This window comes from Subtercola sp. Z020, assembly GCF_002931235.1.
Lineage (GTDB): Bacteria > Actinomycetota > Actinomycetes > Actinomycetales > Microbacteriaceae > Subtercola.
The window spans coordinates 1-13,593 of the sequence record NZ_PSTT01000037.1 but is presented as its reverse complement, the minus strand read 5'-3'; the positions used below and the strand labels follow the sequence as shown (position 1 = coordinate 13,593).

The following is a 13,593-nucleotide window of genomic DNA, read 5'->3' as shown; positions in this document are numbered from 1 at the left end:
GCACGCACGCCCCGTCCGCCCGCCCCGCCCGGTCGCCCACCTCCCCCGCGCGCTGGCGCAGCTCCGCGAGACGGTCACGTGCCGGCGAGACCGTCAGGTACAGCGGTCAGTCTCGCCCGCAGGTGTCGGTCTCGGTCCGGTAGCGGCGCATCCCGCGGTGGAGCCCGTGCTCGGCGTCGGTGGCGTCAGGGAGGATGGGGCCGCAGATGCGCACCCTTTGCGGGCGCATCTGCCGCGTCATCCTCGGATTCGCACCGAGGGGGCGTTAGCCGAGGGCCTGCGCGATGCGCCGCACCTCGGCCTTGCGGCCGGCGAGGAGGGCGTCGACGGGGGCGGCGCCGAGCGAATCTTCGGGCTCCAGCATCCACTCCATCATCTCGTCGTTCGTGAAGCCGCTGTCGTTCAGCACGATGATCGTGCCCTTCAGCTCGCTCATCGGAGCGTCGTCGACGAGAAAGACCTCGGGCACCGACAGCACGCCGTCGCGCCGCACGGCCAGCAACGAGCGCTCCTCGATGAGCTTCCGCACCTTGCTGGGGGTGATGCCGAGTCGATCGGCGAGGTCGGGAACGGTCAGCCAGATCCTGGCCTCAGAAGTGTCAGTCACCCCTACAGAATGGCACGCCCTGCGACCGGCGCGTCACTCCCTTGCGATCTCGTTTCGGGAGCGGTATCTGCTTCGGCTATGTCGATACAGGGTTCGGCGCTCACTTCGATTTACAATTCGTTCGTGACCAGCGCGCCCACCGACCCCATGCTCGACCGTCTCGTCGACGGTCGCTACAGGGTGTCCCGGCGCATCGCGCGGGGCGGTATGGCGACCGTCTACGTGGCCGACGACCTGCGCCTCGACCGCCAGGTGGCCATCAAGATCATGCACGGGCACCTCGCCGACGACGAGGCGTTCCGCGAGCGCTTCGTGCAGGAGGCCCGCTCGGCGGCCCGGCTCGCGCACCCCAACGTCGTGAGCGTCTTCGACCAGGGGCAGGACGACGAGATGGCCTTCATGGTCATGGAGTATCTGCCCGGCATGACGCTCCGCGACCTGCTGAAGGACTACGGCCGGCTCACCACCGAGCAGACGCTCGACATCATGGAGGCGGTGCTCGGCGGGCTCGCCGCCGCCCACAAGGCCGGCATCGTGCACCGCGACGTGAAACCCGAGAACGTGCTGCTCGCCGACGACGGCCGCATCAAGATCGGCGACTTCGGGCTCGCGCGGGCGGCCTCGGCGAACACCGCGACCGGCCAGGCGCTGCTCGGCACGATCGCCTACCTCTCCCCCGAGCTGTTGACGCGCGGCGTGGCGGATGCCCGCAGCGACCTCTACGCCTCCGGCATCATGATGTACGAGATGCTCGTCGGCGAGCAGCCCTACCTCGGTGAGCAGCCGATGCAGATCGCGTTCCAGCACGCGAACGAGACTGTTCCGGCTCCGTCGGTGCGGGTGGCGGGCATCCCTGGCGAGGTCGACGAGCTGGTGCGCTGGGCGACGGCAAAGTCTCCGGATGACCGTCCGCACGATGCACGCGACCTGCTCGACGCGCTGCTCGAGGCCGAGGCGTCGGCGGCCGCGGCCGCGCGGCGGGCGGCGCTTGCGGCTTCGGGGTCGGCGTCGGCGTCGGTTCGCGCGGGGGCCGGCGAGACGACGGTGATGCCGACGTCGGTGGTGCGCGGGCTCGACGGGCGCGCAGGCGGGGCCGCGATCGCGGCCGGAGCCTTCGGTGCGGCCGGGGCGGCAGGGGCAGCCGGGGCAGCCGGCGCGTATGCCGACGGCCGCGGCCACCACGACGAGACCGGGCGCTACGACGCCGCCGCCTTCACCGACGACGACAGTTCGGGGCTCGACGACGGGTTCACTGGCGAGACGCAGATACTGCGCCCGCAGAAGCCGAAGGGCGGGCGCCGTGCGGTTGCGCGGGCCGAGAAGGCCCGGGCTCGTGCCGCCGCGGCGGCCGGCGGGGCGGCCGGCGCAGGGGGCCTCGGCGCGGCAGGGTTCGGCGCGGCAGACTTGGGCGCGACAGGCCTCGGCTCGGCAGCCGTCGGCAGCGGTGCGGGCGCGGCAGGTGCGAACGCCGTCTCTGCAACCGCGGCACCCGCAGCGGCGGCACTCGGCGGGTCCGGCGCGCCCGGAGTCCGGGGAGGAAGCGCGGGTTTCGCAGCAGGATTCGGCGCCCCCGGGCCGCACGCCGGCGGCGGAACGGCCGCGGCGTTCGCTCCGGCAGGAGCCGCGACATCCACCCGCCCCGACCGGCCCACGGCAGCCCCGTACTCCGGCGGAGCGGTCGCCGAGCAGGGCCACCGCCCGGGCGGCGCCGTCGAGAAGCTGCAGGCCAAGGGCAGGCGGCGGAAGAAGCGCGGGTGGATCGTGCTCGCCCTCATCGTCATCCTCGTCGCCGCCGGCGGTACGACCGGCTGGTACTTCAGTTCGGGCCCCGGCGGGCACGTCACGATTCCCGCCGTCGCAGACCAGACCCCGGCCGATGCCACGGCGATGCTGCAGGGGCTCGGGCTCGTGGTGGGCGAGCAGGAATCCGCGACGAGCCCCACCGTGCCGGTCGGCGCGATCATCGGCACCGACCCGGGCACCGACACCTTCGTCTCGAACGGGTCGCCGGTCTCGCTCGTCATCTCCGCCGGCCCGGCGCAACTGCCCGTGCCCTCCCTCGTGGGGTCGATGGAAGACGCGGCGCGCGCCGCCGTCTCCGGGCTGTTCACGGTCACCGACTCGCAGGGGCAGTTCGCCGGCGACGTCGCTGCGGGAACGGTGATGCAGGCCCTCGGTGCCGACGGCCAGCCGCTCGGGGCGACCTACGGCGAGCAGCAGCCCGTCACCTTCGTGGTCTCGCTCGGCGGTGTGCCCGATGTGGTGGGCAAGTCACCCGACGACGCGACGGCCGCGCTCGGCGCCGTCAACCTCCAGGCGGCGACAGGTTCGTCGGACTACGACGAGACCATCCCCGAGGGCGACGTCATCTCGATCGGCCTGCCGCCGGCGCCCATCGTGCCCGGCAACACGGTGACGCTGAACACGTCGAAGGGCCCGGCGCCGGTGCCGGTTCCGGATGTCGCGGGCAAGAACTGGGCCGATGCGAAGGCCTCGCTGCAGAACGCCGGTTTCACGCTGAAGTACAGCCAGTACGCGGACCTCGCGCCGTCGGCCTTCGTGGTGAGCGCCACGGATCCCGCGCCGGGCACCACGCTCCCCCGCGGCTCGGCCGTCACCGTGAGCTTCGCCGGCTTCTGACCCGCGCGGCGCCCGCACCAGGGGACCCGGCGGTCGCGCACAGCCCCGCTTGCCTCCCACCCGGACGGACCTCAGCCGATCTTCGGCGAATACGAGGCCACATCATCGGCCCACCTCCGTCCGGGCGGTGCCGGGCACTCGTGGGCGGCGCGGGCGCGGGCGCGCTACAGCTTCGCGCCGCGCAGCTCCTCGGCCACCAGGAACGCCAGCTCCAGCGACTGCATATGGTTCAGGCGCGGGTCGCAGAGCGACTCGTAGCGCGTCGACAGCGTCGCCTCGTCGATGTGCTCCGACCCGCCGAGGCACTCCGTCACGTCGTCGCCGGTCAGCTCGACGTGGATGCCGCCCGGGTGCGTTCCGGCAGCGCGGTGCGCCTCGAAGAACCCCTTCACCTCGTCGACCACGTCGTCGAAACGGCGCGTCTTGTACCCGTTCGGTGTGGTGAGCCCGTTGCCGTGCATCGGGTCCGTCACCCAGAGGGGCAGGGCATCCGACGCCTTGATCGCTTCGAGCAGCGGGGGCAGCGCGTCCCGGATCTTCCCCGAACCCATGCGCGTGATGAACGTGAGGCGGCCCGGTTCACGGGTCGGGTCGAGCTTGTCGATGAGGCGCAGCATGTCGTCGGCCGACGTGGTGGGCCCGAGCTTGACGCCGATGGGGTTGCGAACCCGGGAGAGGAAGTCGATGTGCGCACCGTCGAGGTCGCGCGTGCGCTCCCCGATCCACTGGAAGTGGCTCGACGTGTTGTACGGCGTGCCCGTGCGCGAGTCGATGCGCGTCATCGGCCGCTCGTAGTCGAACAGCAGCGCCTCGTGTGCCGTGTAGAACTCGGTGCGCTTCAGCGCCTCGAAGTCGGCCCCGCAGGCGATCATGAACCGGATGGCGCGGTCGATCTCGCGGGCCAGGTCTTCGTAGCGCGCGTTCGCCGGGTTCGAGGTGAAGCCCTTGTTCCAGTGGTGCACCTCGCGCAGGTCGGCGAACCCGCCCTGGGTGAAGGCCCTGATCAGGTTCAGGGTCGACGCAGAGGTGTGGTAGCCGGCGACGAGCCGCGCCGGGTCTGCCGCCCGCGACTCGGGTGTGAAGTCGTACCCGTTCACGATGTCGCCTCTGTAGGCCGGCAGCGTCACGTCGCCGCGCGTCTCGGAGTCACTCGAACGGGGCTTCGCGAACTGCCCGGCCATGCGACCCATCTTGATCACCGGCATCGATGCGCCGTAGGTGAGCACGACCGCCATCTGCAGCACCGTCTTGATGCGGTTGCGAATCTGGTCTGCCGTCGCCCCGGCGAACGTCTCGGCGCAGTCGCCGCCCTGCAGCAGGAAGGCCTGGCCGGATGCCGCCTCTGCGAGGCGGTCGCGCAGGGTGTCGACCTCGCCCGCGAACACCAGCGGCGGGAGCTTCGAGATCTGCGACGAGGCCGCCTCGACCGCCGCGCGGTCGGGCCAGTCGGGCTGCTGCTTCGCAACCAGCGTGCGCCAGTTGTCGAGTCCGTCGATCACGCTCGCTTCGGCTTCGACGACACGTTCTGACAGATCAATCACAGCAACACTCTTCTCGGGGCGATCAGTAACAGCAGGAGCAGCGGGAACGCCGGCGGGCACACCGGTCGGAACAGATCAACGGGAGACCCGCGTGCGCTTCTCCTTCACAGAAGTCGCGTACACATCGGAGTACTCCTGCCCGCTGATGCGGTGCAGTTCGTACATGATCTCGTCGGTGATGGAACGCAGCACGAACCGGTCGGACTCCATGCCTTCGAACCTAGAGAAATCTAGCGGCTCGCCGAAAACGACGCCAATCCGCCGGATGTGCACGCCCGTTCCGACGGACATCACCTTCTCGGTGTCGATCATGGCGACAGGGATGATCGGCACCCCCGCCTCGAGCACCATGCGTGCGACGCCGGTGCGGCCCCGGTACATCTTCGCGTCGGGGCTGCGCGTGCCCTCGGGGTAGATGCCGAGCAGGTCGCCCTTGCCGAGCACCTCCAGCCCGGTGTTCAGCGAGGCCTCGGAAGCCTTGCCCCCGGAGCGGTCGATCGGCAGCTGGCCGGTCGCGGTGAAGAACAGCTTGACCAGCCGACCCTTCAGCCCCTTGCCCGTGAAGTACTCGCTCTTGGCGAGGAAGCTGACACGGCGTTCCATGATCAACGGCAGGAAGACGGAGTCGGCGAACGACAGGTGGTTGCTGGCGAGGATGGCGCCGCCGGTCTTCGGCACGTTCTCAGCGCCCACCACCCACGGCCGGAACAGGGTCTTCACGATCGGCCCCGCCACTATGTACTTCATGAACCAGTAAAACATCGTCGTCCTCGCGTCGTGCCCCGATTCTACGGGAGCGACAGGCCCTAGATCGACTCGGCGTAGAGCCGCGCGAGGTCGGCCGCGCCGACCACTCCGGCGTCGTTGACCAGCTCGGCGATGCGGAACTCGGGCTCGGGGTGGAAGCCCCGTGCGGGCAGCACGTCGAGGTAGGCCGAGCGGATCGGGTCGAGCAGCAGATCCCCCGCCTGCGCCACACCCCCGCCGATGACGAACAGCTGCGGGTCGAGCACCGCTCCGAGGCTCGCCGACGCCTGGCCGAGCCAGTGCCCGAGGGTGCGGAGTGCGGTCAGAGCGCCCGGATCGCCCGACTGGATGAGCTCGCTCACGTCGAGACCAGTCAGTGTGCCGACGCGCCGCCGGGCATCCGCGAGCCCGATTCCCACGCCACCGGCGTCGGCGAGTTCGTTCGCGGTACGGAGGAGTGCGCGGCCCGATCCGTACTGCTCGATGCAGCCGCGAGCGCCGCAGCCGCAGGGCAGGCCGTCGGGTACCACGCGAAGATGGCCGAGTTCGGCGGCCGCGCCGAACCCCCCGCGGAAGAGCTTGTCGCCCGAGACGATCGCGCCGCCGACGCCCGTACCGATGGTGAGGATGACCATGTCGCTCACCAGGCGGCCCGCACCGAAGCGGAACTCTGCCCAGCCGGCGGCGTTCGCGTCGTTCTCGATGATGATCGGCTTGTGCAGCCGGCGTTCGAGCTTCTCGCGGAACGGCTCGTTGCGCCACGAGATGTTGGGCGCGTAGTAGACGACGGACTGGGAGGCGTCGATGAAGCCGGCGGCGGCGACACCGACGGCCGCGACATCCACACCCTCAGAGAGCCGTTCGACCATCGAGACGACGGCGTCTTCGATGAGCTGCGGGTTGCTGGCGGTGGTGGGCTGCCGATCGGAGCGAAGGATCGTGCCCAGTTCGTCGACGAGAGCGCCCGCGATCTTCGTTCCGCCGATGTCTATTCCGATGGCCTGCACTGTGACATCTTCGCGCGCCGGGCGGCCCCTGTCGAATCTGTCTGCGTCGAACCTCTGTGGCGCATCGATCGTCGGTCTGCTCCGGACGCCACAGTGCCGTTCTGAGAGGCCCCTCATGCACCCGGGATAGACTGGCATTTGTAAGGGAACCGAAGGAGCTACCGTGGACCAGTTCGTTGTGCCTGCCGTCGTCGCAGCCGATCCGGAGGCGAACGCAACCGACCTGCTGATCAAGCGCGTGGCACTCTCGCCCGACGCTCCCCTCTTCGGCGTTCCGTCCGGCGGCGGCTGGAAAGACGTCTCCGCCGCGGAATTCCTCGCCCAGGTCCGCGCCCTCGCCAAGGGGCTCGTGGCCGCGGGCGTCGAGCCCGGCGACAAGATCGGCCTGATGTGCCGCACCCGTTATGAGTGGACGCTGATCGACTTCGCCGCCTGGTTCGCCGGCGCTGTGCTGGTACCGGTGTACGAGACGTCTTCTCCTTCACAGGTGCAGTGGAGTCTCAGCGACTCCGGCGCGGTCGCGGTGATCGTCGAGACACCCGACCACTTCGCCCGCTTCGACGAGGTCGCGGCCGACCTGCCGCTCGTGACCGACGTCTGGCAGATCGACCTGGGCGACCTCGGCAAGCTCGTCGCCGGCGGGGTCGACGTCGACGACGCAGAGATCGAGCGTCGCCGCTCGCTCGCGAAGGGCAGCGACCTCGCCACCCTCATCTACACCTCGGGCACCATGGGCAAGCCGAAGGGCTGCATCCTCACCCACTCGAACTTCGTCGAGCTCTCCCGGAACGCGGCCGTCAAGCTCTCCGACGTCGTGAACGACGGCGCATCCACTCTGCTCTTCATCACGACCGCCCACGTCTTCGCGCGCTTCATCGCGATCATCTGCGTGCACGCCGGCGTGAAGGTCGGCCACCAGGCCGACACGAAGCAGCTGCTGCCCGCTCTCGGCTCGTTCAAGCCGACCTTCCTGCTCGCCGTGCCGCGGGTCTTCGAGAAGGTCTACAACTCGTCGGAGCAGAAGGCCGAGGGCGACGGCCGCGGCAAGATCTTCCGGCAGGCCGCCGCGGTCGCCGTCGCGCACTCCGAAGCGCTTGACGCCGGCTCTGTTCCTCTGGGGCTGAAGATCAAGTTCGCGCTCTTCGACCGCCTCGTCTTCTCGAAGCTCCGGGCCGCCCTCGGCGGGCGCACGAAATACGCCGTGTCGGGTTCGGCGCCGCTCGGGCACCGTCTGGGGCACTTCTACCGCAGCCTCGGCATCACGATTCTCGAGGGGTACGGCCTCACCGAGACCACGGCGCCGGCGACGGTGAACCTGCCTGACCAGTTCAAGATCGACACCGTCGGCCCGCCGCTGCCCGGCGTGGGCGTGCGCATCGCCGCCGACGGCGAGATCCAGATCTCGGGTATCAATGTGTTCGGCGGCTACTGGAACAATGCCGAGGCGACCGCCGAGGCGATGGATGGCGAGTGGTTCCGCACCGGCGACATCGGTGCGCTCGACAGCGACGGCTTTCTCACGATCACGGGTCGCAAGAAGGAGATCATCGTCACCGCCGGCGGCAAGAACGTCGCCCCCGCCGTGCTCGAAGACCCCATCCGCGCGAACCCGCTGGTCGGCCAGGTGGTGGTCGTCGGCGACCAGAAGCCGTTCATCTCCGCGCTGGTCACCCTCGACACCGAGATGCTGCCCGTCTGGCTCGGCAACAACGGCCAGAAGAAGGGGATGACCCTCGAGGAGGCGTCGCAGAACCCGGCCGTGCTCGCGGAGATCCAGCGGGCGGTGGATGCCGCGAACGCGACGGTCTCGCGGGCCGAGTCGATCCGCAAGTTCGTCGTGCTCTCCGAAGACCTGACCGAAGAGAGCGGGCACCTCACGCCGAAGCTGACGATCAAGCGGAGCGTCATCGTGAAGGACTACGCGGACGTGATCGAGCGCATGTACTCGAGCGCCCCCGCGACCGAGAGCATCTCGATCTCGCACTGACCCTGCCCGGCCGCAGCGACCTCACCGAACGGGGGGGGCGGCGGTCAGAACCAGTCGGACTCGCGCACCTCGCGCATGGCTTGGCGGCGGGTGTCCTTCTCGAGCCGGTCGAGGTAGAGCACGCCGTCGAGGTGGTCGGTCTCGTGCTGCAGCGCCTGCGCCATCACGCCCGTGCCCGACACCTCGACCTCGTCGCCGTCGAGGTTCAGGCCGACGGCCCGCGCGAAGGGGTAGCGTTTCGTCTTGAACCAGAGGTTCGGCACCGAGAGGCATCCCTCGTCCACGAAGACGGGCTCGCCCGACACCTCGGTGATGCGCGGGTTCAGCAGGTAGCCGACCTCGCCGTCGACGTTGTAGCTGAACGCACGGAGGTTCACCCCGATCTGCGCGGCGGCGACCCCGGCACGGCCCGGCAGGCGCACCGAGTCGAGCAGATCATCCACCAGCCCGCGCACGCGGTCGTCGATGACGCCGATCTCGTCGGAGACGGTCTTCAGAACGGGATCACCGAAGATGCGGATCTCGCGGGCAGTCACAGGTGGTACTCCTTGCAGTCGGGCCGTACCGATTTTACGGCACGGCCCGGCGTCGCGACGCCCCGCAGGCTCCCCGCCGCGTCGGCCATCACCTCAGGGCTCGACGACCACCAGCAGGTCGCCCGCCTCCACCTGCTGAGTCGTCGGGATCGCCAGCCGGCGCACCGTGCCCCCCACGGGAGACGTGATCGCGGCCTCCATCTTCATCGCCTCGATCGTCGCGATGGCCTCGCCCGCCGCGATGACCTGGCCCTCCTCGACCTTCAGCGTCACCACGCCCGAGAATGGCGCAGCGACCTGGCCCGGCTTGGCGGCATCCGCCTTCTCCGCCTGAGTGATCGTGACCTTCACGCTCGAATCGCGCACGACCACCGGCCGCAGCTGGCCGTTCAGAATGGTCATGACCGCGCGCATGCCCTTGTCGTCGACCTCGCCGATCGCCTCGAGGCCGATGAAGAGCCGCACGCCCTTGTCGATCTCGACGACGTGCTCGCTGCCCGGGTTGAGCCCGAACAGGTAGTCGGCCGTGTCGACGACCGACAGGTCACCGTAGGTCTCGCGCTGGGCTTCGAACGCCGCGGTCGGGCCGGGGAAGAGCAGCCGGTTGAGGGTCGAACGCCGGTCTGCGGATGTCGCGGCCGGCCCGATGAGCGCCTTGTCGTCGTCGCTGACCTCCGTGACCCCCACGTTCACCGTGCGGCCCTCGAGCACCTTGGTGCGGAACGGCTCGGGCCAGCCGCCCGGCAGGTCGCCGAGTTCACCGGCCATGAACCCGATCACACTGTCGGGGATGTCGTAGTTCTGCGGGTTCTCGGCGAAGTCGGCCGGGTCGGCACCGACGGCGGCCAGCTGCAGCGCGAGGTCGCCGACCACCTTCGACGACGGTGTCACCTTGGGAATGCGACCCAGGATGCCGTTGGCCGCGGCGTAGAGGTCTTCGATCTTCTCGAAGTGGTCGGCGAGGCCGAGCGCGATGGCCTGCTGGCGCAGGTTCGACAGCTGCCCACCCGGGATCTCGTGCTTGTAGACGCGGCCGGTGGGGCCGGGCAGTCCCGACTCGAACGGGCGGTAGAGCGTGCGCACGGCCTCCCAGTACGGCTCGAGGTCGCTGACGGCCTGCAGCGACAGGCCGGTGTCACGCTCGGTGTGCGCGAGGGCTGCCACCAGGGCGGACGCACTGGGCTGGCTCGTCGTTCCCGACATCGGGGCGCTGGCCACATCCACCGCATCGGCGCCGGCGCGGCTCGCGGCCAGCAGGGTCGCGAGCTGGCCGCCCGCGGTGTCGTGCGTGTGCACGTGCACGGGCACGTCGAAGTTCTCCCGGAACGCGGTGACCAGCTTCTCGGCGGCGAAGGGCCGGAGGAGCCCCGCCATGTCCTTGATGGCGAGGATGTGCGCGCCGCTCTTCACGATCTCGTCGGCGAGCCTCAGGTAGTAGTCGAGGGTGTAAAGGTCTTCGGCCGGGTCGAGCAGGTCGCCGGTGTAGCAGACGGCCACCTCGGCGAGGGTCGTGCCGGTCTCCAGCACCGAGTCGATCGCCGGGCGCATCTGGTTCACGTCGTTCAGCGCGTCGAAGATGCGGAAGATGTCGACGCCGGTGGATGCCGCCTCCTTCACGAAGGCATCGGTGACCTCCGTCGGGTACGGCGTGTAGCCGACGGTGTTGCGACCGCGCAGCAGCATCTGGATGGCGACGTTCGGCAGCGCCTCCCGCAGCGCCGCGAGCCGCTCCCACGGGTCTTCGCCGAGGAACCGCAGCGCAACGTCGTAGGTCGCGCCGCCCCACGCCTCGACGCTCAGCAGCTGCGGGGTGAGCCGGGCGACGTACGGGGCGACGGCGAGCAGGTCTTTCGTGCGCACGCGCGTGGCGAGCAGGCTCTGGTGGGCATCCCGGAACGTCGTCTCGGTCACCGCGAGGGCGGTCTGCGCACGGAGGTCGGTGGCGAACGCGGCGGGGCCGAGCGCCAGCAGCCGCTGGCGCGAGCCATCCGGAGCCGGAGCGTGCAGGTCTGTCTGGGGCAGCTTGGCAACGGGGTTGACTGTGCCGACGCGCTTTCCGTTCGGCTGGTTCACGGTCACATCGGCCAGCCAATTGACGATCTTCGAGCCGCGGTCTTTCGACACGTGCGTCGCGAACAGCTGCGGGCGCTCCTCGATGAACGCAGTACTGAGGTCGCCGGCCGCGAACGACGGGTCTTCGAGCACGGCCTGGAGGAACGGGATGTTCGTCGAGACGCCGCGGATGCGGAACTCGGCCAGCGCGCGCTTCGACCGCCGAACTGCGGCAGAGAAGTCCCGGCCCCGGCAGGTGAGCTTCACCAGCATCGAGTCGAAGTGCGGGCTGATCTGGGCGCCCGCGGCGACCGTTCCGCCGTCGAGCCGGATGCCCGACCCGCCCGGTGAGCGGTAGGTCGTGATCTTGCCTGTGTCGGGGCGGAAGCCGGCGTTCGGGTCTTCGGTCGTGATGCGGCACTGCAGCGCCGCGCCCCGCAGCACGATGTTCTGCTGCTCGAGGCCGAGCTCTGCGAGGCTCGCGCCCGACGCGATCAGCATCTGCGACTGCACGAGGTCGACGTCGGTGACCTCCTCGGTCACGGTGTGCTCGACCTGGATGCGCGGGTTCATCTCGATGAAGACGTGCTCGCCGGCGCGCTCCCCCACGGTGTCGACGAGGAACTCGACGGTGCCCGCGTTGACGTAGTTGATCGACCTCGCGAACTTGATCGCGTCGCTGTGCAGTGCCTCGCGCAGTTCGTCGCTGATGTTCGGGGCCGGCGCGATCTCGACGACCTTCTGGTTGCGGCGCTGCACCGAGCAGTCCCGCTCGAAGAGGTGCACCGTGTTGCCCTGCGTGTCCGCGAGGATCTGCACCTCGATGTGCCGCGGCCGGAGCACCGCCTGCTCGAGGAACATCGTCGGGTCCCCGAACGCACTGTCGGCTTCGCGCATGGCGGCTTCGAGAGCATCCCGCAGCTCCTCGCGGGTCTCGACCCGTCGCATCCCGCGCCCCCCGCCACCGGCGACAGCCTTCGCGAAGATCGGGAAGCCGATCTCGTCGGCGCCGGCCAGCAGCTCCTCGATGTCGCGGGTCGCCGGGGTCGAACGCAGCACCGGCACACCGGCGGCGATCGCGTGCTCCTTGGCCGTCACCTTGTTGCCCGCCATCTCGAGCACGTCGGTCTTCGGGCCGATGAAGGTGATGCCGGCCGCGGCCGCTGCGGAGGCGAGCTCGGGGTTCTCAGACAGAAAGCCGTATCCGGGGTAGATCGCGTCGGCGCCGCTCTCCTTCGCGACGCGGATGATCTCGCTCACGTCGAGATAGGCCCGAACGGGATGCCCGACCTCGCCGATCTGGTAGGCCTCGTCGGCCTTCAGGCGGTGCATCGAATTGCGGTCTTCGTAGGGGAAGACGGCGACCGTCTTGGCCCCCAGCTCATACGCGGCACGGAACGCCCGGATCGCGATTTCTCCTCGATTGGCTACCAGAATCTTGGCGAACATACGGTCCTTCCGAAGCAGTGCAGCACCCATGCGGCATACAGGAGACAGTTAGGTTCTCCCAGCCTAGTGAAGGTAACGTAGACGATTGTGCATGTACTCAGCGTCAGCTCACTCAAGGGCGGGGTCGGTAAGACAACCGTCACCCTCGGCCTGGCTTCCGCGGCCTTCGCGAAGGGCCTGCGCACCCTTGTCGTCGACCTCGACCCGCAGTCCGACGTGTCGACCGGAATGGACATCAATGTCTCCGGTCACCTGAACGTCGCAGACGTGCTCGCGTCGCCGAAGGAGAAGATCGTTCGGGCGGCCATCGCCCCCTCCGGCTGGACCAAAGACCGCGGCGGCACAATCGACGTGCTGATCGGATCGCCTTCGGCTCTGAACTTCGACGGCCCGCACCCCTCCATCCGTGACATCTGGAAGCTCGAAGAAGCCCTGGCGACCGTCGAGAGCGACTACGACCTCGTGCTGATCGACTGCGCTCCCTCTCTCAATGCTCTGACGCGCACTGCGTGGGCGGCCAGTGACCGGGTCACCGTCGTCACCGAGCCCGGGCTGTTCTCGGTGGCTGCGGCCGACCGGGCGCTGCGGGCGATCGAGGAGATCCGGCGGGGGCTCTCGCCGCGCCTCCAGCCGCTCGGCATCATCGTGAACCGGGTGCGGTCGCAGTCGCTCGAGCACCAGTTCCGCATCAAGGAGCTGCGCGACATGTTCGGCCCGCTGGTGCTGTCGCCGCAGCTGCCGGAGCGCACGTCGCTGCAGCAGGCGCAGGGCGCCGCGAAGGCGCTGCACGTCTGGCCCGGCGAGGGCGCGCAGGAGATGGCGCGCAACTTCGACCTGCTGCTCGAGCGCGTGATGCGCACGGGCCGCATCGGCGACTACGCCGACGCTGCGGCTGCCGCCGCTGCGCCCGCAGGCGCCGGCTCCGCCGCCCCCTCCGCGGCCGCGGCCGGCTACGCCGACCGCTGACCCCCGCGGTCTCGCCGTCCCCCGCGGTCTCTCCGTCCCGCCCGCGCCGTCCCGCCCGCCC

The 13,593-nt window shown here is 69.7% G+C and carries 9 protein-coding genes; 3 read left to right on the top strand and 6 right to left on the bottom strand.

What is annotated here, in order from left to right; translation table 11 throughout:
* Positions 1-265: 265 nt before the first annotated feature.
* Positions 266-607, bottom strand: coding sequence for an Rv2175c family DNA-binding protein (locus C5B96_RS04625; RefSeq protein ID WP_104243422.1), 342 nt, complete (start codon positions 605-607; stop codon positions 266-268).
* 147 nt (positions 608-754) lie between these two features.
* On the opposite strand from C5B96_RS04625, the gene C5B96_RS18080 reads away from it, so the two are divergent.
* Positions 755-3,247, top strand: coding sequence for a protein kinase (locus C5B96_RS18080; protein WP_369826438.1), 2,493 nt, complete (start codon positions 755-757; stop codon positions 3,245-3,247).
* Positions 3,248-3,411: 164 nt separating this feature from the next.
* Here C5B96_RS18080 and C5B96_RS04615 read toward each other — a convergent pair whose 3' ends face one another.
* The 3 genes from C5B96_RS04615 to C5B96_RS04605 form a co-directional block, all read right to left on the bottom strand.
* A complete protein-coding gene (locus C5B96_RS04615) occupies positions 3,412-4,788 on the bottom strand; it encodes a class II 3-deoxy-7-phosphoheptulonate synthase (RefSeq protein WP_369826437.1) in 1,377 nt (458 codons plus the stop codon).
* Positions 4,789-4,863: 75 nt separating this feature from the next.
* Positions 4,864-5,550, bottom strand: coding sequence for a 1-acyl-sn-glycerol-3-phosphate acyltransferase (locus tag C5B96_RS04610; RefSeq protein WP_104243418.1), 687 nt, complete (start codon positions 5,548-5,550; stop codon positions 4,864-4,866).
* A 44-nt stretch (positions 5,551-5,594) separates the two neighbouring features.
* Complete coding sequence (locus C5B96_RS04605) at positions 5,595-6,542, bottom strand: ROK family glucokinase (protein ID WP_104243416.1); 948 nt, start codon at positions 6,540-6,542, stop codon at positions 5,595-5,597.
* 163 nt (positions 6,543-6,705) lie between these two features.
* Between C5B96_RS04605 and C5B96_RS04600 the strand changes: the two genes are divergently transcribed.
* Positions 6,706-8,529 (top strand): long-chain fatty acid--CoA ligase, encoded by a 1,824-nt coding sequence (locus tag C5B96_RS04600; protein WP_104243414.1) that lies wholly within the window; start codon positions 6,706-6,708, stop codon positions 8,527-8,529.
* A gap of 44 nt (positions 8,530-8,573) precedes the next feature.
* On the opposite strand, the gene C5B96_RS04595 is transcribed toward C5B96_RS04600, so the two are convergent.
* Positions 8,574-9,065 carry a peptide deformylase gene (locus tag C5B96_RS04595; protein ID WP_104243412.1) on the bottom strand — a complete coding sequence of 164 codons (492 nt, stop codon included), beginning with the start codon at positions 9,063-9,065 and terminating at the stop codon, positions 8,574-8,576.
* A 93-nt stretch (positions 9,066-9,158) separates the two neighbouring features.
* Entirely contained in the window at positions 9,159-12,566 is a 3,408-nt protein-coding gene (locus C5B96_RS04590; RefSeq protein WP_104243411.1) for a pyruvate carboxylase, read from the bottom strand.
* A gap of 87 nt (positions 12,567-12,653) precedes the next feature.
* Between C5B96_RS04590 and C5B96_RS04585 the strand changes: the two genes are divergently transcribed.
* Positions 12,654-13,532 (top strand): ParA family protein, encoded by an 879-nt coding sequence (locus tag C5B96_RS04585; RefSeq protein ID WP_233188998.1) that lies wholly within the window; start codon positions 12,654-12,656, stop codon positions 13,530-13,532.
* The last annotated feature ends 61 nt before the right edge of the window (positions 13,533-13,593 follow it).